The sequence below is a fragment of the Enterococcus sp. C57 genome (genome assembly GCF_040887305.1).
Classification (GTDB): Bacteria; Bacillota; Bacilli; order Lactobacillales; family Enterococcaceae; genus Enterococcus_B; species Enterococcus_B hirae.
This window is the reverse complement of record NZ_JBFOFP010000009.1, coordinates 144,601-165,000: the sequence shown is the minus strand read 5'-3', so window position 1 is coordinate 165,000 and position 20,400 is coordinate 144,601. Positions and strand designations below refer to the sequence as shown.

Here is a 20,400-nt window from a genome sequence, read left to right as displayed (position 1 = left end):
TCCCGCAATTGACTTTGATTTTTCAAAGTCACCAAATAAGAAACTAAATATGGTCTGGTAGTTCAGCTGGTTAGAATGCCTGCCTGTCACGCAGGAGGTCGCGGGTTCGAGTCCCGTCCAGACCGTTTGGCTCGGTAGCTCAGTTGGTAGAGCAATGGATTGAAGCTCCATGTGTCGGCAGTTCGATTCTGTCCCGCGCCATAATGCGGGTGTAGTTTAGTGGTAAAACCACAGCCTTCCAAGCTGTTGTCGCGAGTTCGATTCTCGTCACCCGCTTTTAGTTTTTTTTATGGGCCTATAGCTCAGCTGGTTAGAGCGCACGCCTGATAAGCGTGAGGTCGATGGTTCGAGTCCATTTAGGCCCATTAGTTTCACCTGGCCCGTTGGTCAAGCGGTTAAGACACCGCCCTTTCACGGCGGTAACACGGGTTCGAATCCCGTACGGGTCATTAAAGATACTTTCTAAAGTATCTTTTTTTATTTGTAAGAATGATTTCAAAAGACTTAAGATAGTTATCGTAGGCGATGATTGTTTTAGGTCTTTTTATTTGATTCTATAGGTGATCAGAAATAGAATGAAAAAAATTTGATTCTGCTGCAAAGGATTTGTTGTATACTTATGCTCCTAAACTTTGAACCTTTTTTATTGCTATTCTTTAAACATGTAGCATAGTGAAGCAAAATAATTACCTGGGATAAAGGAAATAACCAGCATAATCAGTGAACTATTCAAATTTTTAAGTAATTACGTTAAAAAAACAAGCGTAAATTTCAAATATCTGCTATACTTGGTTCGTTGCAAGTTCCCGAGAGGATCCGTCATCAGCGGAGATGCCTTGTAACCGAATTTAACTAGGGGGAATCACTATGGGAGAAAGACATTTATTTACCTCAGAATCTGTTTCTGAAGGACATCCAGATAAAGTTGCTGATCAAATCAGTGATGCGATCTTGGATGCAATTTTAGCAAAGGATCCAAATGCACGCGTGGCTTGTGAAACATCTGTTACCACTGGTCTTGTATTGGTATTTGGAGAAATCTCAACCACTGCCTACGTGGATATTCAAAAAGTGGTACGTCAAACGATCAAAGAGATTGGCTACACACGAGCAAAATTTGGCTTTGATGGAGATACAGTAGCTGTATTAGCTGCAATTGATGAACAATCACCAGATATCGCTCAAGGTGTTGATGAAGCACTTGAGATTCGTGACGAAGCGAAGAGAGATGTATTGGATGAGATCGGAGCTGGGGACCAAGGATTGATGTTTGGTTTTGCAGTCGATGAAACACCTGAATTAATGCCTTTACCAATTGCATTAAGCCATCGTCTAGTTCGTCGTTTAGCTGATTTACGTAAATCCAATGAATTAACTTATCTACGTCCAGATGCAAAATCACAAGTAACAGTTGAATATGATGACAATGGTCAGCCAGAACGAGTGGATACCATCGTTATTTCAACACAACATGATGATGCAGTGGACAATGAAACAATTCGTCATGACGTCATTGAAAAAGTAATAAAAGAAGTTATTCCAGCTGAATTACTTGATGACAACACAAAATACTACATCAATCCTACTGGTCGCTTTGTTATTGGGGGACCTCAAGGAGATGCTGGGTTGACGGGAAGAAAAATCATCGTTGACACATATGGCGGCTATGCTCGTCATGGTGGTGGAGCATTTTCTGGGAAAGATGCTACTAAGGTTGACCGTTCAGCAAGTTATGCCGCTCGTTACATTGCGAAAAACATTGTAGCAGCTGGTTTGGCAAGAAAAGCTGAAGTTCAGTTAGCCTATGCGATCGGTGTTGCACAACCTGTATCTATTTCAATCAATACTTTTGGTACGTCAACTGTTCCAGAAGAAGACTTGATTGCCGCTGTGAGAGAAAACTTTGATCTACGACCTGCAGGTATTATTGAAATGCTTGATTTACGTCGTCCAATTTATCGTCAAACAGCAGCTTATGGTCATTTCGGTCGTACGGATATCGAATTGCCATGGGAAAAAACAGATAAAGTTGATGCAATTAAAGCAAGCTTAGCAAAATAGCTTTTTGATGGCTGGAATGGTTCTCTTTATGGGATCATTCCAGTTTTTTTTATCCAAACGACTGAAGAGAAATCCATGGTCGTTTTTGATTCGTGTTTTTGATAAATGATAAAGCCTATTTTTTTTGGCTAAAATTTATTTGGCAACAATAAAAAAAGGAGGAATAAGATGAAAAGAGAAACAAACGTCAAATTAGTAACGATCAGTGTGTTTATTGCAACTTTCATGACAGCAATTGAAGGAACGATCGTGACCACTGCGATGCCTACGATCGTCGGCTCTCTTCACGGTATGGAGATCATGAATTGGGTATTTTCGATTTATTTACTAACGAATGCGATGCTGACACCGATCTATGGAAAACTTGCAGATAAAGTGGGGAGAAAACCTATTTTTATCTTTGGAACGCTATTATTTATTATTGGTTCTTTATTTTGTGGACTTTCTCAAACAATGATGGGGTTGATTGCTGCTCGTGCTGTTCAAGGAATGGGCGCTGGAGCAATGATGCCAGTGGCGTTAACGATCATTGGCGATTTATATACGATTGAAAAAAGAGCAAAAGTTTTAGGTTTGAACAGTTCGGCTTGGGGAATTGCTAGTGTTTTTGGACCATTAGCTGGAGGTTTTATTGTAGAAACGATCAGTTGGCATTGGATCTTTTTTATTAATGTACCGATCGGGCTTTTATTGATGGTTTTGATCTGGCTTTATTTGAACGAACCACAGAGAGAACATGAGTCAAAACCGATGGATCTATTCGGGAGCTTTAGTTTGATGGCGATGTTGGTTGCTTTACTTCTTGGATTTCAATTATTAGGGGATCAAGGATTTACTCCAGTAGTGATCGGGCTTTTGATCGGAAGTCTTCTTCTATTATTTTTATTTATTGCAGCCGAAAAAAGAGCCAAAGACCCTGTGATCATGTTGCATCTTTTTGCTAATCCACTATTTGTGGTCGTGAATCTAGCAGCAGCTTTAGCCAGCGGGTTCTTAATGGGCATCGATGTGTATATTCCAATGTGGATGCAAGGGGTATTGGGGCTAAATGCTGCAGTAGGAGGATTGGTCTTAGCACCGCTTTCACTTGTTTGGATGGTCGGTTCTTTCTTAGCAAGTAAGTGGATGACTCAAATGGCAACGAATTGGGTATTACGAATTGGTCTGTTAATTGCTTCTCTAGGTGGTGCCTGGCTCTGGTTAATGCCATTTGAAAGTAATTTTTTATGGTTCTTTGCTATTTCAACGGTCATTGGTGTAGGACTAGGAATCACCATGACTACCTCAACTGTTAGTGCCCAAAATAGTGTGTCTCGAGATCAACTAGGGGTAGCTACCTCGTTCAATACATTGGTGCGGACGATTGGACAAACTGTGATGGTGGCAGTCTTTGGCTTATTGATCAATGGAGTAACACAACGGGAGCTGAATGCGACTAATTTGACGAATGATGCAGATATCATGAATAAGCTAGTCAACCCACAAACAGCTAAAAACATTGCGTCAGAGTTGATCACGCCTTTACGGAAGATTTTATATGAAGGATTGCATCAAGTCTATTTTGTGGGGCTATTACTAGTAGTGATCGCTTTTGCATTGACGTTTGTCGTTCGTGAAAAAAGTGATAGAATAAGAGAGTATTAGTACAAGAAAGTAGTACTAAATGTTACTTTGTGAGATCGTTTGACTAATTATTTCACAACGATAACCGGTGTTAGAATAGTTGTTTTATCAAAATTTGTCATTATTGGTCAGGTCAAAAACACTATTTTTCACACCTTAGAGAGGATGTTTCAACGTGGCATTTATTCAAGCAAATATTTATTCGAATGTTTTAGAGATGGAAGTAAACCTGAATGTAATCCTTCCACAAACAACAAATAAAGTGATCGGTACGAGTTCACAACAAGCGACAACAGATGTTCCTGTCTTATACCTTCTGCACGGAATGGGAGGAAATCATAGTGTCTGGGAGCGTCGGACGTCGATTGAAAGATATGTCGCAGACCATGGATTAGCGGTCATTATGCCTTCTACTGATCTAGGTTGGTATACCGACACGGCCTATGATATGAAATACTGGACGTTTATTTCAGAAGAGCTTCCCGAAATCTGTCATGAACTGTTTCCACAATTAACGACAAAAAGAGAAAAGACTTATGCTGCTGGATTATCAATGGGTGGCTATGGTGCTTTGAAACTTGGGCTGGCAAAACCAGAAAATTTTGCTGCAATCATTTCTTTATCAGGAGCCATTTCAGTAGGCAATCGGATGGATGATTTATTGATGATTCGAAAGGCAAAATTCTGGGAGGGCGTATTTGGACCGTTAGATCAGATCAAAGGTTCAGTTAATGATCCTCAGTATTTATTAGAAGAATTAGTAAAGAGTGACAAAACAGCACCTCGTATCTACTTGGCATGTGGGGAATCAGATTTTCTTTATCAAGCAAATCAAGAAATGACTGATTCATTGAAAGCAAATGGGATTGGCGTAACCTTCGAACATGGTCCTGGCGAACATAACTGGGTATTTTGGGATCAGTGGATTCAACGTGCTTTGGAATGGTTATTTGAAGAAAAATAGGGGAAGAATCCTTGATCTTTCTTAGCTTTTGAGACTATTTTTTCAGGACGATTGCTAAGGCTCGGACATTGTCTTGGCCTTAGCTTTTTTATAGGACAAATCATAGGGTAATTATTTGAAAGAGGTGTTTTTTTGGAAGAGATAAAGCATTGTAAAGAATCGATAGTCATTCAAACACATCGGATTTTTCCATTCGATCTTAATCCTTTTGGGTTTTTATTTGGTGGAAAATTGATGACGATGATCGATGATGCTGCTTCGATCTCTGTGACAAGACATTGTCGCAGAGGTGCAGTTACCGCTTCTTTAGACAGTTTGAATTTTTTGAAGCCGTTGCATGAAAACCATTCTGTGTGTGTAGAATCTTATGTAAGTGGTACTCATCATAAATCGATGGAAGTATTCGTTAAAATTATTGGAGAAAATCTGACAACTGGGGAGCGTTACTTAGCCGCAACTTGTTTTACAACATTTGTCGCTGTTCCGTCTCATATGAATGAAGAAACGGAATTTACAGTACCTAAAGTCATACCGGACACGGCAGAAGAAAAACTAGTGTGCGCAGGATACGAAAAACGGCGCAAACAGCGTTTACAAGAACGAGAAGAATACCGAGCTTTTGCTGCTCAATTATCAACAGATCTTCCTTGGTTAAAAAATGAAGGAATAGATGATTAGACTGCTTCATCTAGGATAAGTGAGATGGCTAAACTAGTAGCTAAACTGACTATTACTTGTGGAATAGGAAGTTTTATTCACGTAGTCAACTCAAACAGTAAACAAAAAATCATGAAGGCAAGTTCGCGAACTTGCCTTCATGTCTTTTTTTGTTTACGATTCTTTTTGTACAGCCAACCCTTGAAGATAGATCGTCACGCTATCAAGAAAGAGTTGTTTTTCATTTTCTTGGTTCTGGTGAGCGGTGATACTAGCCTTTAGTCCAACTAGTGCATTTTCTTCGACATAACTTCTCATAGAAAGAATAGCATCTTTGAGTAAGTGATTACCGGCCATGATTTTGTGCCGAAGATTCTGTTCATGCTGTTGATCCATCAGTTGACCAATCAACAAGTTATGAAGAGCAAACACTGCTTGACGACTACGGTCAATCGAAAAGCCCGCTTGGATAAGAATCTGGATCATCATTTCTAAGTGTTCCAAACGACTTGCATAAGAAGGAACGGTATTGATTTCTAGCTCTGCACCACAAGGAAAGTGGGTGTAAAGGTCGTAGTAGTTTTCCATGAATTGAATAAGGCGTTCCTGCCAAGGTAAACGAGGCTCGGGAATGATTAGTTCATTTTCCATGAATTCAGCCATTTTTTGGAGCAAGTCTTGCTTATTTTTGAAATACCAGTAAAGCGCAGGGGCTTTTACTTGAACTTTTTGAGCAAGGTTTCGCATAGATAGTTTTGATAGTTCTTGCGTTTCTGCCAGAATCGCAAAAGCAGATTTGATAATCATTTCTTGGGAAAGCTTTGGTTCCAAATTTAATCAACCTCTTGTATTGCAATATTTTTTTAAACATGGTAAATTGTTAGTCGGCCTTATTTTACAGTGTTAAATAAGACCTGTCAATTTTAATAAAAAGGGGTGTAACAACCAATGGGCTTAATTTTAAGACATGCAAAAAAATACAAAGTTGCTGTATTTATTTCATTGTTTTCTGTAGCGATTATGGTAAGTGCCGCATTATGGCAACCGAAGCTTTTACAACAAGTATTAGAAGCTATTATTACAGAAGATAACGACAAGATGAAAACGATCGGTGTATACTTGATCAGTTTAGCTTTGTTAGGACTAGCAGCTGGAGTTTCAAATACGATTTTTTCAGCGAAAGTGGCACAAGGGATTAGTGCTGATATTCGGGAAGAAGCATTTCGTAAAATCCAGACTTTTTCATTTGGAAATATCGAAAAATTCTCTGCTGGAAATCTGGTAGTTCGACTAACAAATGATATTACACAAATTCAAAACCTAGTCATGATTTCTTTACAATCGCTCTTTAGAATTCCATTTCTGTTTATCGGGGCTTTTGTTTTGGCAATGATGACGATGCCGCAATTATGGTGGATCATTGTCGCATTGATCGTAGCAGTTTTCTTGATTACAGCTTTATCATTTACCAGAATGGGTAAACATTTTATGATCATCCAAAAACTGATTGATAAAGTCAATAGTATTGCCAAAGAAAATCTTATGGGGATCCGTGTAGTCAAATCTTTTGTCCAAGAAGACAATCAATTGAAAGAGTTTAGTAAAGTCAGCGAAGATCTAACGAAACACAACATCATTGTGGGAACCTTGTTTTCCGTGATGATTCCATCCTTTATGTTGGCTGCTAATTTAGCAGTAGTTGGCGCAATCTTTTTTGTTAGTGATTTAGCAAAAGATGATCCAACCTTAATCGGTGGTTTGGCTTCTTTCATGAACTATTTGATGCAGATCATGATGGCAATCATTATTGGTGGAATGATGATGATGATGACATCAAGAGCTGCAGTTTCATTGAAACGGATCAAAGAGATTTTAGACACAGAACCAGATTTAACATACCAAGATGTACCAGAACAGAATTTAACTGGATCAGTCACTTTTGATCATGTTTCTTTCCGTTATCCTGGCGATGATGCAGACACATTGAAAGACATCAGTTTTTCGATCCAACCAGGTGAAATGGTGGGGATTGTTGGTGCAACAGGAGCTGGTAAATCGACACTCGCTCAGTTGATTCCACGATTGTTTGACCCAACAGAAGGAAAAGTGGAAGTAGGCGGCGTAGATTTAAGACAAGTCAATGAAAAAAGCCTACGTCACACTGTATCCTTTGTTTTACAAAAAGCGATCCTTTTCTCTGGAACGATTGCGCAAAACTTGCGTCAAGGGAAAAAAGATGCTTCTGAAAAAGATATGGAACATGCTTCTGCGATTGCTCAAGCACAAGAATTTATCGAAAAATTAGCCGATCGCTATGAGGCTCCTGTGGAAGAACGTAGTAGTAACTTTTCAGGTGGACAGAAACAGCGGTTGTCTATTACCCGAGGTGTCATTGGTGATCCTAAGATTTTGATCTTAGATGATAGTACCAGTGCATTAGATGCGCGTTCTGAAAAGTTGGTTCGTGAAGCATTAGCAAAAGAATTAAAAGGCACTACTACAATTGTGATCGCTCAAAAAATCGCTTCTGTTGTCAAAGCAGACCGGATTCTTGTATTAGATGAAGGCAGATTAGTGGGTGAAGGAACACACGAAGAACTAGTAGCAACCAATCGGGTGTACCAAGAAATTTTCGAAACACAAAAAGGAACGGAGGAGTAGCCATGACTGATTTAATAAAAGCCAGTAAGTTTTTCTATCACTATTTAAAACGGTATAAGGTCTCCTTTTTCTTTATTTTTGTTACAGTTATCATTGCCACTTATCTTCAAGTGAAGGCGCCACAATATATCGGAGAAGCCTTTCAAGAACTAGCTAACTATGTTGGGGCTTTGATGCAAGGAGTCGATGATAAGAGTCGCTTCGTTTCCATTATTTGGAAACTATTAATGTTTTATGTTTTAGCGAGTGCCGCAAACTTCATTTACAGTATCTTATTTACGCAAGTGGTGGGTAAATCGACGAATCGGATGCGTATTGGTTTATTCAATAAACTAGAAAAATTGACGATCCGCTTCTTTGATTCTCATCAAGATGGGGAAATTCTTAGTCGATTTACGAGTGATTTAGATAATATCCAAAATAGTTTGAACCAAGCTTTGCTCCAAGTAATCACCAATATCGTTTTACTTTTTGGGATATTGATTATGATGTTCCGCCAAAATGTTGAGTTAGCTTGGGCAACAATTGCTTCTACACCAGTGGCAGTTTTGATTGCTGTTTTGATTATCCAAAAGGCAAGAAAATACGTTGATTTACAACAAGACGAAGTTGGGAAATTGAACGGCTATATGGATGAAAAAATCAGTGGTCAACGTGTCATCATCACCAATGGATTACAGGAAGAGACAATTGATGGTTTCTTGGAACACAATGAGACTGTTCGTAAAGCAACGTTTAAAGGACAAGCTTATTCAGGATTGCTTTTCCCAATGATGCAAGGGATGTCTTTAGTGAATACCGCAATCGTCATTTTCTTTGGTGGATGGTTAGCACTGAATGGGGATCTGGAACGCTCGGTTGCTTTAGGATTGGTAGTCACATTCGTTCAGTATTCCCAACAATATTATCAACCATTGATGCAAATTTCATCTGGTTATAGCATGATCCAATTAGCGATCACAGGGGCACGTAGACTGAATGAGATGTTTGCTGAAAAAGATGAAGTGAAACCAGCGAATGGTCAATCTTTTGATGGGATCGATAAAGGCTTATCTTTGGAACATGTTGATTTTGGTTATAACCCTGATAAATTAGTGTTAAATGATGTATCTATTGATGTAAATAAAGGTGAAATGGTCGCGTTAGTTGGACCGACTGGCTCAGGTAAAACAACGATCATGAATCTATTGAATCGTTTTTATGATGTGAATAGTGGTGCAGTAACGATTGATGGGACAGACATCCGTGAGTATGATTTAGATGCTTTACGAAAACATGTAGGAATCGTTTTACAAGAATCCGTCCTATTCTCGGGTACTATTCGCGACAATATTGTCTTTGGGAAACCTGATGCGACAGATGAAGAAGTGATCAATGCCGCTAAGCAGGCGAATATTCATGACTTTATCATGAATCTAGAAAAAGGGTATGAAACAGAAGTATCTGAAGAAAACAACTTGTTCAGTACCGGTCAGAAACAATTGATCAGTATTGCCAGAACGATCATTACGAATCCTTCATTGTTGATTTTAGATGAAGCAACAAGTAACGTGGACACAGTAACAGAAGCTAAAATCCAAAAAGCCATGGACGAAGCAATCAAAGGACGTACCAGCTTTGTGATTGCCCACCGGTTAAAAACGATTTTAAATGCGGATCGTATTGTTGTTTTACGTGATGGAAAAGTAATCGAAGAAGGAAATCATCATCAGTTGTTGGCAGAAGATGGCTTCTATGCTGAACTTTATCATAATCAGTTTGTCTTTGAATGATCTGTTTTTGATGAACAAATAAGCTAACTAATAGACTACTTAGAAGAGGGAATGGCTCTTTTCTAAGTAGTCTTTTTTTTGCATATAGAGATCTCTTTGACTTTAGCTATTGTGAGATAAGAAACGTTATTTTTCAGACTTGTCTGAAAAAGTTGAAGTAAGCTGTTTCAAGAAACCTGTTATATTTCATGTTAAATAAGGCGCTCCTTAAAAACTATAAAAAGGCAGGTAATGGGTATGAAGGTAAAAATAAGGCAGGTGTGCTTACAATTGATGATGCTCTTGACGATTTTGGTTCCTTTGTCCAACCCGCTCTTTTTGATGGGGCCGCTAGTCCATGCTTCCTCAAATGGTCATTTCCAGGTAACTGGACAACCAACAGGTTTTCAATTAGGTGAGGCTTACGGGAACAATGATAACGGCGTCCAATTGATGATCGATCCTGAAAAAGACGGCACGTATACGAGTGATTTGCCCGAAACAGGCGTTCCAAGCGATACGAATGTCCGCCTTCAAATCAATTGGTGGTTGGTCGATGACGATATTTATCCTAGTGGCGATCTAATGGCTAATGAACGCTATACGATCATTGAAAATATTCCTGACACGTTATTGATTCCAGCAGGTGGTTTATCGGGTGAATTGATGGATGAAACTGGACGATTTTCTTTTGGGACGTTTTATGTAAATGAGGATCGTAGTATAGCGATCCAATTTAATACCCGTATTTATAATTTTAGTGAGATTCAGGGCTCGTTTTCTATTGATACGAGTTTTGATAATATTACCGAAGAATTGATCGTAGATTTGGGAGAATATGGTGTAGTTGAAGTGCCAATCATTGTTAAAGGAGAAGAGATCGTTGAAAAACAGGGAATTGGTTTTAATCGGGACACTGGAATTGTTGAATGGGAAGCGTTGATCAACGAAGAACATCGGGCGTTGACAAATGTGAAAATCACAGATTTCTTTGGTGATAACCAGGAATTTGTGTCAGTTAGTATCCAAAAGAAAGAAGTGGAGGATGAACAGTTCCATCCTTTATTAGCAAGTGATTATAGTCAAGCGCAACAAGACAACCAAATAACTTGGACGATCAAAAATAACGAAACGCCTAAACGAACGGCTTATCGATTAATCATCCGTACCAGAGTCAAAGATCTAAGCCAACCAACTGTTCATAATCAACTCATTGTCGAAAGTGATGAATTAGGTCGGACAGAAACGAATGATGTCGAATTTGATATCGTAAAACAAGACTTTTCAAAACGAATAGCTAAAAATCCAAATGGATCAGACAAAATTGATTTTTATCGGGCGACAGATGATCCTGGTCAACCAACAGGTAATCGCGAAGCGTATGACTATGTACTCGTGACTTGGCAAATCGACACGTATTATTACGTCGATGGTGAAAAAGACCCTATCGTTGATCGATTATCCGTCATTCCAGCAAATGCTGCGAGCCATACCTTTGAACAAAACTCACTGCAGATCACTGGAACGAATGCGGAAGGCTTTACAGTCGGTTTCAATGCAGAAAACACAGAGATGACGCTCACACCACCAGGGGATGCGAATGGCACCTACCGAATCACCTACCAAACGAGGATACAAACGACGGATGGACAGGTTTCAGCGGATACGATCCAGTTTTCCAACCATGCGATCCAAGGAAGTTTTGGTGAAGGTAGCGCTGGCGGAATCATTCCTAACCCAAGCATGCCAGGGATCGTAAAACGTGGAGTTGGGGGTGACCAGACTCAGCAGATCCAACATTGGGAGATTTTGTTCAATCAGGAAAACAAATTAGTTGAACAAGTAGAAATCCGTGATTCTTCCATCATCTTTGAAGAGGATCTCGTGCGATTGTTCGATCCTAATAACTATCACGGCTACTATGAGAACAATGTTCGTCCTTTTAAATGGATCTATTATGCTCGCTCATTACTAGAATCGACATTAGTCATCACAGATGACGTAGGCAACACATTAGAAAAGGGTGTTGATTTTGAGTTGGTTTTGCATAATCTTTCTGAACCAGGCGAACGATTGATGTTGCCGGATGGGAGTTATTTACATCAAGCGAATAGTGCTTATCAAACAGGGTTTACGATCCGCTTGATTGGAGATTATGAAACAACGGATCGAACCATTAAGATTCATTTTTCAACGAAAGAGCATCAGTTATCTAGTAGAGGTTATTTAAAAATCTGGGATGAAGACCCTTCTCAGTTCAATAGAAGTAATTACTATTCCAGCGATCCAGTAGTCCAAGGGATCTATCCTTGGTTAGGTGGAACGTATATCCATCCAGATATTACGTTCTTCAACTACGCCAAAGCAACTTGGCGGCAAGGAGACGTTCAGTATTCTCAAGATTCAGTTGGTTATGGAACATTTGGCAATTGGCACTATAGCCTCATAAACGATGGACATAAAAAAGGGTTATTCCTACAGCCAGGGCAAAAGTATGAAGAAGCAATCGCTGAAGATGCAGAACAAGCTGATGCTGGAAATATCGGAACGTTTGAATATTGGACAGATGAAAGTTTTTCAAATGAGAGCCGACAACCGGTCTACACTGGAATCGTTGATCGATACCAAACACTGTTTCGTCTAGAATTCAATCCTTCCAGTGGTCCATTACCAGCAGGAACCGTCATTGAAGATGATTTTTCGACCCTTGCTGGTTGGGAGTTTAAGCCAGACTCTGTTCACGTCTTTCAGGGGACCGCCAACCTAGCTGGTCCGATTGATCCTGATACGAATCAACACCGCTGGAAAATAGCGGCAGGAGATTATGCAGGGAATGAACGACTAGTGGAAGGTACGGATTATCGCCTAGAATATGATCCGCAAACACAATTGATGCGGATCGTTCTCTTAAAAGAGAGTCATCGACCAATCGTTATCTTCTTCATTGCCGATTATGTTGCCACTCAAGAACTAGCTGATAATCCATTACTAGCAGGTTCTTATAAAAATATAGCGACACTGACAAGTCCTGGTGGGCGCAAGACAGAAGTAGAAACGCAAGTCACGATACCGACAGAAAGTTTAGTGATCAAGACGGGTGAAGTAGCAGACGACGGCGAACATATCACCTACCGCGTGATCGTGAACCCAGGTGGCGCCAAATACCAGAATTTGTATCTCTTTGATCTCATGGATCATGAAGAAGAAACGATGCTTCTGCTAGATCCCGATACTGGAAAATATCGAATCAACGTTTTTGAAGGAAAATACAATCCCCAGACTCAGCAATTTGAAAAAATACGCCGTTTAATCGATGAACAAGATTTTCTACTGTTGGCACCACAACAACTCTTAGTCCCATATTTGCCAGAGTACATTGGCGTAGATGGGCGAGGTGCTTATCAAATCTTTGAATGGCAAGCAAATCCAGAAAATGACACAAGTGAAGCTCATTGGATCAGTCAGCAAACAGGAAGAGCTTTAAGTGAGCCAGGTGTGAAGGCAGAAACCGCCTTTGACCAGTTAGCTGCGGACGGTTTGATCAATTTATCGCAAAAAACTGCTCATTTCCAATTAGTTGTAGGTGATAATACAGGTCAGTCAGAAGTGACAGATAAAACATTGATCGTAGAATATACTGCCCAAACAACCGCTGATTCTGTCAATAATCGTGCAGGTGTTTTCTTGAATGGAAAACAAAAAGTGACGGAAGAATCCATTACGGACATCACGACGGGAGAAGGTTATGCTTCAGGAATCCACCGAATCGTGGAATTCTATAAAGCCGATCACGAAGGAAATGACCTTACAGGTTCAGAATTCCGTTTAGAGAAAAAATCTAAAGATTTTTTCCAAGAACAATTTCCTGAAAGAGTATTAGAGACATTTACGGTAGATAATCCTACTCAGATCGGTGGTGTTCATGAAGAAGAGGCTTATGGATTGACGAACGGAATCTATCGTCTGACAGAGATTACTCCACCAGCAGGTCCGTTTGCTGTACTACCAGAGCCCATTTATTTCAAGGTACAGGCATCAGGAACGACTAGTAGAGAAGAGGAAATTTTTTTCACCGATGAACAAGGGATTCCAGTGACACAAGAACGAGCAACGATCCAATTAGACAATGGACAGTTTAAGTTGACTGTTGAAAACCGACCAAAGCCTTTCATGATCGAAAAAAATTGGGATTTTACCACGCCTAATGCGGCAGTACCAGAGGAGATCAAAGAAGATTATGAAATTACGGTCAATTTATTAAGGGAACAACGGCATGAACAAAGCGATGAGTGGCGCTTGGATGCTTCATTCACACCCATGACTTTCACTTTAAATCAGGAGAATGAGTTTAAAGTGCTGGTCGAAGAGTTAGCCGATTTAGGTGAGGATTATCGTTATATCGTAAAAGAAACCAGCATCATCAATACCAAAACAGGAAAAAACCTGCAACCATATTTTGATTTAAGTAGTGGGGAAGAGGGCGATCAAGTTGATAATCTCAATAAGATCGTGAAAGATGCTAATCATAATTGGCAAATCATCCTGAAAAATAGCACGACACCTGAAAGTACCCCTGAACGTGTCTATGTGGGATTTGAGAAACAATTTGAATTCAGCGATTTAGATTACTCGAGCATTAACTACATTACCTTTGAGTTATTTAGAAGTGTCGAAGAAGGGGAAAAGCAGAAAATCCAAACGATTCTCTTAACGCCAGGAGATACAGGTGAAGGGTTGAAATGGATCAGTAACCGCTTGGAGAAATTTACTCCAGATGGTCAAGCTTATCATTATTACATTAGAGAAATAAGTATCACGGATCACGAAGGTAGTGACCTTTCTGAACGATTTAGGCTAGCTGATACAGATTACATTTTGTTACAACCACATGAAGCTGTCCAAAACTTGGACGAAATGGAAGTCGTACCAATCATGAATACGGAAACGTCTGGCTTATTGCCAATGACAGGTGGACCTGGACTTCGCTTCTTTCTAATTGCAGCCCTCACTACCATTGTTTTATTACTAGGTTGGTTGTTCTATCGCTTGAGAAGTAAGCGAAATAGCAAATAGTAATTAGGACGGTCTGATGGCATTTCAGCAAATGAGAAAGGAGTAGAGGATATGCAGAAAAAAAGAATGTTTCAATGGCTGCTGCTAGGTCTGCTGTTAGTAACCGGATTCTTCCCATATAGAGGCTATGCTACTGATCCTGAGACTGTGACGTTCATCTTACACAAGAGAGTCCTTGTAGATGAGTCGATCACAGATCCACAAACCTCTCCATCAAATGGCAGACAATTGACAGAAAATGAATTGGCTAACTTAAATGGCCTTGGTCTGAGTGTTCCTTATAATGGCGCCACGTTTCATGTCTATCATTTGACGGATTATTATCTTCAATCACAAGAAGATGCGCAAGCTTTAGCTAAACGCTTGGGACAAATGAACCCGATCCAGATCGAACAATTTATTGCAGAGCAGCAATTAGAAGAAGTGACAGGTAGTCCTGTCCTAACGCAGACTCATGCTGAATTTGGTGAAGGAGTGGGTGTGATCGATGTTCCCAGAAAGCACAACGGTCACTATGGAATTTATCTGATCGTTGAGGATCATTCCCAGCAAACTAGTTATTTCAATGTGACAAATGCTGCACCAATAATGATTGGCTTGCCTCTAATGGACCCATTAAATGAAGTAGAGCTGACTCAGATTCATCTTTATCCTAAAAATGCTGGGTATTTTCGACAACCGTATTTTTACAAATATGGCAAAGAAGAAGACACTGAGCAGACCGAACCTCTCGAAGGTGTGATTTTTTCCCTGTTTCGTTATAACGAAGCTGGGGAAAAAATCTATTTAGCGCAAAATCAGGAGGCGTTAGGGGATGTATGGAAACAAAGTGATGATCCCTTAAATGATGAAGCAATCGCAACCTTCATCTCTGATGCTGCAGGGCGTGTCAAGATAGCAGACCATTTTTTGATCGGTGGTGAATACTATTTTGAAGAATTGCAAACTCTTCCGGGGTATGAGATCAGTGAAGAAAATCGGCAGATTCCATTATTTATCCCAAATACTTGGAAAAATGAATCAGGTGAGTTTTTATTCATGACACTTAATGAACAAAAAATGTCGGAACCTTTTTCTGATGAACAGGACGAATCGATAGAGAAAGGACCTAGAATCTATAACATTTCACGAGCAGGAGAGTCTCAAAAGGACGATGATCTGCCAACGGATGCTGGGGGAGAACAAGGAGGAACAGCGACAGGGACGGAACAGCTATTCAATCGTCTGTTACCACGTACTGCAGAAATGAGACAAGCGCTAGCTATTTTAGGCATTGCGTTGTTATTACTGGCTTACTTGTTAAGGAAGTACATGAACAAAACTAGGAGGGAAGAAGATGACTGAAAGTAAAAAGAATAAATTCAGGATATTCGTGATGCTTGCTACGTTGTTGTTTTCGGCATTCAGTATTTTAGGAATGAGTCTTCCAGTAGCAGCAGCCCCAGAGCATGTGAATGTCACGCTTCATAAACGTGTTTGGCAGGATGAAATCCCGAAAGAAGCGTATCAACAAAATACTGGTGAACTAATGGAAAACTTTGGCGGTGATCCGTTAGATGGAGTGACATTTTCTGTCTATGATGTCACAGAACAATATTTTCGTTCTATCAGAGAGGATGGGAAAACAGCACGAGAAGCCTTGGAAAGAATCCAGTCTGATGCGGCTTTATATAAAAGAGCCCCTGATTATGCCAGTGGCCCTTTGCAGACTCAAGTGACAGCAACCGCAAGTGGCGAGACCGATCCAAACAGACAGGGGATTGCGGTCTTTGACCAATTACCTCGAAAAGATGCCCAAGGTAGAGATGCTGTTTATCTCTTTGTCGAAGAAGAATCACCAGCGAATATATATGAAATGGCATACCCACTACTTTTGGCTTTGCCAGTCTATGCTGGTGATGGAGAACTAACAGAGATCCACCTCTATCCTAAAAATATTTTGAAAGAACATTCGAAAACTTTAGTAGATAGCGGTCGGTTTAATGAAGTAACAATCACTCAAGATGGGAATCAAGTAACCTACTATGATGTTGGAACAGATGACATCTTAAATTATCTGTTGACGGTTGCTGTTCCCCGTGACTTAGGTAACAAAGCATTTTTCGAAATCACGGATACACCAACTAATGGGTTGCGACTAACGACCCCTGATTCAATCGAAGTATTGATTGATGGTGTAGCGGTACCTAGTAGTTATTTTACGATTGATACAGCTACTCCGAATGGTGGGTTTACGATTACTTTCCACATTGACAATGAGGAAGTGGTTGAATTATTACAAGGAAAAACGCTCACGATTTCTTATGACATGTCGCTCACGGGTGATGCAATCACTCAACTATCTGATAATACCGCCACAATCGATTTTGGCTCGGATCCTACGATCTTAGATGGACCAAAAGTCAAGACGAATGAGCATCAATTTAGAAAGATCAATAGTCATGATGGTAATCCATTAAGTGGGGCGGTCTTTCGGATTTTTAAAGATTCTGATGGTCAAGTATTGTACGCACGTCTGAATGAAGAGAATGTCTTGATTGGTTGGGATGATGTCGGGACAGAAATAACCTCAGGACCAGATGGCTATTTTGATATTCGGGGCTTTAAAGCGGGAACCTACACGTTGGAAGAGGTGACGGCTCCAAGTGGTTACGTCATTTTAGATCCTTATACCACTTTTGAAATTGATTCAACTGCTTCAGAGACACCTTTAGTTACGATCGAAAACCAACCTCAAGGGCTTTTACCGGAAACCGGTGGTATGGGCATCTATATTTTCCTGCTGATCGGGGGACTGATTCTCTTAGCAGCCTACGTCGTTTATCGACAAACGAAAAAAAAGCCAATGTAAACAGGTTTTGAAGGAGGGAATATCCAATGTCCCAAAAACAGCGACCAAAAAAGTGGCTTCGGATCGTGATGTATCTCCTTTTTTTAACAGGTGGGTTAATTGCTAGTTATCCTTTTTATGTCAATGCCTTCAACCAACTCGTTGATCATTATCGTATCAATGAGTCTCAAAAAACGAAAGCAGAACAGCAACAGGAACGAGAAAGAGCCAAAAAGTATAATCAAGAACTAGCAGAAAGAGGCATGGGAGCGATCACGCTCCCAACCTATACTGGTCGGAAAGAAGCGGATCTCGCTAATTATTTAGCGAATCACTTGATTGGTTCGATCCAAATCCCTAAGATTAGGGTCAGTGTTCCGTTGTTTGACCATGCAAGTCCGACGATCCTCCAATATGGTGCTGGTGTTTTGGAAGGAACATCCTATCCTACTGGTGGCAAAAGTAATCATAGTGTGATCTCTGCCCATAGTGGGATTCCCGAAAGAAAACTTTTTACGGATCTTGATCAACTGGAGTTGGAGGATATTTTCATTATCACCTATGCAGAAGAAAAGTTGGCCTATGAAGTGAATGACATCACTATTGTGACCCCTGATGACGTTAGCTCTCTAAAAATTTATCCAGAGGAAGATCTCGTTACTTTAGTCACCTGTACACCGTATATGATCAATTCCCATCGATTATTAGTCAGGGGACATCGAGTGCCTTATACAGAAGAACTAGCCCAAAAAGAAGCGAATGCAGAACAAAGACAATGGTGGCTCAATCTCATGATCTTACTCATTTTATTGCTCTTTGTAGGAAGTCTATCCCTGTTCATTCTGCGAGTCATACGTGAAAAGCCAATAGAATAGAAAAAGACATGTTGGATTACTTGAGAGAACCAACAATGAGAAAAAGCCCATAACCATAGAAAGCTTAGTGAAAACTTTCTAGTTATGGGCTTTTTTATATTCGTCAATTAACAAAACTGTCCAAAAAACATTGATAAGCCATAAAGAAGCGAACGGAGTAATTGAACAAAGCCAATTATTTCAACATTTTTTCTTCTCCACACAATACAAAATCGGTGGATTGTTTTTTTGATTAATAAATTGATAGTTTAAAACATTATACTGATCTTGAGGGAGCATTTGACAAAACTGTTGTACCATATCCAGTTCTGATTTCCCACCTTCATGACCATAGTAGACGACGATAATCATGCGTCCTCGAGGGGCTAAACGTTTCAGTATCTCTTCCATTGCGATTTTCGTTGTTTCAGGTAAAGTAATGATTGCTTTGTCACTCTTAGGAAGATAACCTAGATTGAAAATCCCTGCTTTGATTGATTGCTCTGGAGCCACGACATTCCCCAGTGTCTCATGACCTTGTAAATAAAGAGAGACTCGATCGGTCAATGCTTGTTCAGCGATTTTTTCTTTCGTGGATTGCAAGGCAGCAGGTTGGATATCAAAACTGTAAACATGTCCGGTCTTCCCGACCAATTCAGCCATAAAAAGTGTATCATAACCATTACCCATGGTGGCATCAATAGCATGGTCACCTGGTTGCAGGGTTTCTTTTAATAACGTATGGCTAAAGTGTAAAGCAGTTTGTAGCATTAGCAACGCACTCCTTTACGAACATCAAATTTTCCTTGATAACTATTGCGACGAACCAATTCTTCATCTATCGCATTCAAGACTTCCCACTTTTTCAAACTCCACATTGGTCCGATCAACGAATCCCAAGGGGCATCACCGGTAAGCCGATGGATAATGATTTCTTGAGGGATCATTTCCAATTGATCACAAATCACATTGACATAATCAGGACGGGTCATCAGTTGTAAACGACCTTCATGATAATCACGAAGCATCCTTGTTTTGCGCATCAAGTGCATTAAGTGAAGCTTGATTCCTTGGATATCTGAATCAAGGATCGTACGTCGGACATTTTCACGCATCATTTCTAATGTTTCACCAGGTAAGCCGTTGATTAAGTGAGTGCAGACACGAATGCCATGTTTTCGTAATTTATTCACACCATCAAGGTAAGTTTGGTAGTCATGTGCGCGATTGATCAGTGTAGAGGTTTCTTCAAAAGTCGTTTGTAATCCTAATTCGACCCACAGATAAAGCCGTTCATTTAGTTCTGCGAGATAATCCACGACCGCATCTGGTAAGCAGTCTGGGCGAGTACCAATCGACAACCCGACAACACCAGGAAGGTTGATCACTTGTTCAAAACGCTCACGAATGATTTCTACAGGTGCATGAGTATTCGTGAAATTTTGGAAATAAACGATATATTGGGTTACCCCTGGCCATTTTTGATGCATCATATCGATTTCTTTATGGAACTGAATAGGTAATGGGTCTTCGGGAGCGACGATCATATCACCTGATCCAGAAACACTACAAAAAGTACAGCCCCCGTGAGCCACTGTACCATCACGATTGGGGCAGTCAAATCCTCCATCGATTGGCACTTTGAAAATTTTCCCGCCAAATTCATTTCTTAACGCATAATTCCATGAGTGGTAGCGTTTATTTCCATCTGAATATGTAAATTCCATTGTTATCCTTCTTTCTTAATGGTGCTAAATTCATCACTTTCTTCTACTCGTATTGAACGATTCAGATCATTATACCTGATGAATGACGTAAAATCTAAGCACTTTATAACGAGAATCGTTCTTAGAATCAAGTAAAGAGACAGATTAACTAATCATCAAAGAAAAAAGTTAACTGTCTCTCCACAATTTTTTATTGATT

Annotated in this window: 13 protein-coding genes, 6 tRNA genes and 1 riboswitch (1 of these 20 only partly in view); of the genes, 16 read left to right on the top strand and 3 right to left on the bottom strand. The window is 40.0% G+C overall.

Annotated elements, in window-relative coordinates; translation table 11 throughout:
* From AB5M32_RS11565 to AB5M32_RS11520, 10 genes are all read left to right on the top strand, one after another.
* A tRNA-Met gene (locus AB5M32_RS11565) sits at window positions 1-8 on the top strand; it begins 66 nt to the left of the window's first position.
* Between the two features lie 43 nt (window positions 9-51).
* A tRNA-Asp gene (locus AB5M32_RS11560) sits at window positions 52-125 on the top strand.
* Between the two features lie 3 nt (window positions 126-128).
* Window positions 129-201: transfer RNA gene (locus tag AB5M32_RS11555), tRNA-Phe, on the top strand.
* A 4-nt stretch (window positions 202-205) separates the two neighbouring features.
* Window positions 206-276 (top strand) — tRNA-Gly (locus tag AB5M32_RS11550).
* A gap of 15 nt (window positions 277-291) precedes the next feature.
* A tRNA-Ile gene (locus AB5M32_RS11545) sits at window positions 292-365 on the top strand.
* 12 nt (window positions 366-377) lie between these two features.
* Window positions 378-449 (top strand) — tRNA-Glu (locus AB5M32_RS11540).
* 342 nt (window positions 450-791) lie between these two features.
* A riboswitch (SMK box riboswitch) is annotated at window positions 792-870 on the top strand.
* Window positions 868-2,061, top strand: coding sequence for a methionine adenosyltransferase (gene metK, locus AB5M32_RS11535; protein WP_034868017.1), 1,194 nt, complete (start codon window positions 868-870; stop codon window positions 2,059-2,061). Its footprint overlaps the riboswitch before it by 3 nt.
* Window positions 2,062-2,229: 168 nt before the next feature.
* Window positions 2,230-3,705 carry an MDR family MFS transporter gene (locus AB5M32_RS11530; RefSeq protein ID WP_081128890.1) on the top strand — a complete coding sequence of 492 codons (1,476 nt, stop codon included), beginning with the start codon at window positions 2,230-2,232 and terminating at the stop codon, window positions 3,703-3,705.
* Between the two features lie 154 nt (window positions 3,706-3,859).
* Entirely contained in the window at window positions 3,860-4,648 is a 789-nt protein-coding gene (locus tag AB5M32_RS11525; RefSeq protein ID WP_010736957.1) for an alpha/beta hydrolase family protein, read from the top strand.
* Window positions 4,649-4,780: 132 nt separating this feature from the next.
* Entirely contained in the window at window positions 4,781-5,326 is a 546-nt protein-coding gene (locus AB5M32_RS11520; protein WP_010721040.1) for an acyl-CoA thioesterase, read from the top strand.
* 153 nt (window positions 5,327-5,479) lie between these two features.
* Here the strand turns inward: AB5M32_RS11520 and AB5M32_RS11515 are convergent, their stop codons facing one another.
* Window positions 5,480-6,136, bottom strand: coding sequence for a TetR family transcriptional regulator (locus AB5M32_RS11515; RefSeq protein ID WP_178287071.1), 657 nt, complete (start codon window positions 6,134-6,136; stop codon window positions 5,480-5,482).
* A gap of 117 nt (window positions 6,137-6,253) precedes the next feature.
* Here AB5M32_RS11515 and AB5M32_RS11510 point away from each other — a divergent pair, with 117 nt between their 5' ends.
* The 6 genes from AB5M32_RS11510 (at window position 6,254) to AB5M32_RS11485 (ending at window position 18,495) form a co-directional block, all read left to right on the top strand.
* Entirely contained in the window at window positions 6,254-7,966 is a 1,713-nt protein-coding gene (locus AB5M32_RS11510) for an ABC transporter ATP-binding protein (RefSeq protein ID WP_034700517.1), read from the top strand.
* A 2-nt stretch (window positions 7,967-7,968) separates the two neighbouring features.
* Complete coding sequence (locus AB5M32_RS11505; protein WP_081128884.1) at window positions 7,969-9,738, top strand: ABC transporter ATP-binding protein; 1,770 nt, start codon at window positions 7,969-7,971, stop codon at window positions 9,736-9,738.
* A gap of 231 nt (window positions 9,739-9,969) precedes the next feature.
* Window positions 9,970-14,790, top strand: a complete 4,821-nt coding sequence (locus AB5M32_RS11500; protein WP_368024469.1) for a prealbumin-like fold domain-containing protein — start codon at window positions 9,970-9,972, stop codon at window positions 14,788-14,790.
* A 51-nt stretch (window positions 14,791-14,841) separates the two neighbouring features.
* Window positions 14,842-16,134, top strand: coding sequence for a pilin N-terminal domain-containing protein (locus AB5M32_RS11495; protein ID WP_178287075.1), 1,293 nt, complete (start codon window positions 14,842-14,844; stop codon window positions 16,132-16,134).
* Entirely contained in the window at window positions 16,127-17,641 is a 1,515-nt protein-coding gene (locus tag AB5M32_RS11490) for a SpaH/EbpB family LPXTG-anchored major pilin (RefSeq protein ID WP_053766188.1), read from the top strand. The genes AB5M32_RS11495 and AB5M32_RS11490 overlap by 8 nt, the downstream gene beginning before the upstream one ends.
* A gap of 26 nt (window positions 17,642-17,667) precedes the next feature.
* Window positions 17,668-18,495 carry a class C sortase gene (locus tag AB5M32_RS11485; protein WP_368024468.1) on the top strand — a complete coding sequence of 276 codons (828 nt, stop codon included), beginning with the start codon at window positions 17,668-17,670 and terminating at the stop codon, window positions 18,493-18,495.
* Window positions 18,496-18,675: 180 nt separating this feature from the next.
* On the opposite strand, the gene AB5M32_RS11480 is transcribed toward AB5M32_RS11485, so the two are convergent.
* Together AB5M32_RS11480 and AB5M32_RS11475 are read right to left on the bottom strand one after the other, a co-directional pair.
* Window positions 18,676-19,245 carry a class I SAM-dependent methyltransferase gene (locus AB5M32_RS11480; RefSeq protein ID WP_178287079.1) on the bottom strand — a complete coding sequence of 190 codons (570 nt, stop codon included), beginning with the start codon at window positions 19,243-19,245 and terminating at the stop codon, window positions 18,676-18,678.
* A complete protein-coding gene (locus tag AB5M32_RS11475; RefSeq protein ID WP_010736968.1) occupies window positions 19,245-20,201 on the bottom strand; it encodes a TIGR01212 family radical SAM protein in 957 nt (318 codons plus the stop codon). Before AB5M32_RS11475 ends, AB5M32_RS11480 begins: the two co-directional genes overlap by 1 nt.
* Window positions 20,202-20,400: the final 199 nt, after the last annotated feature.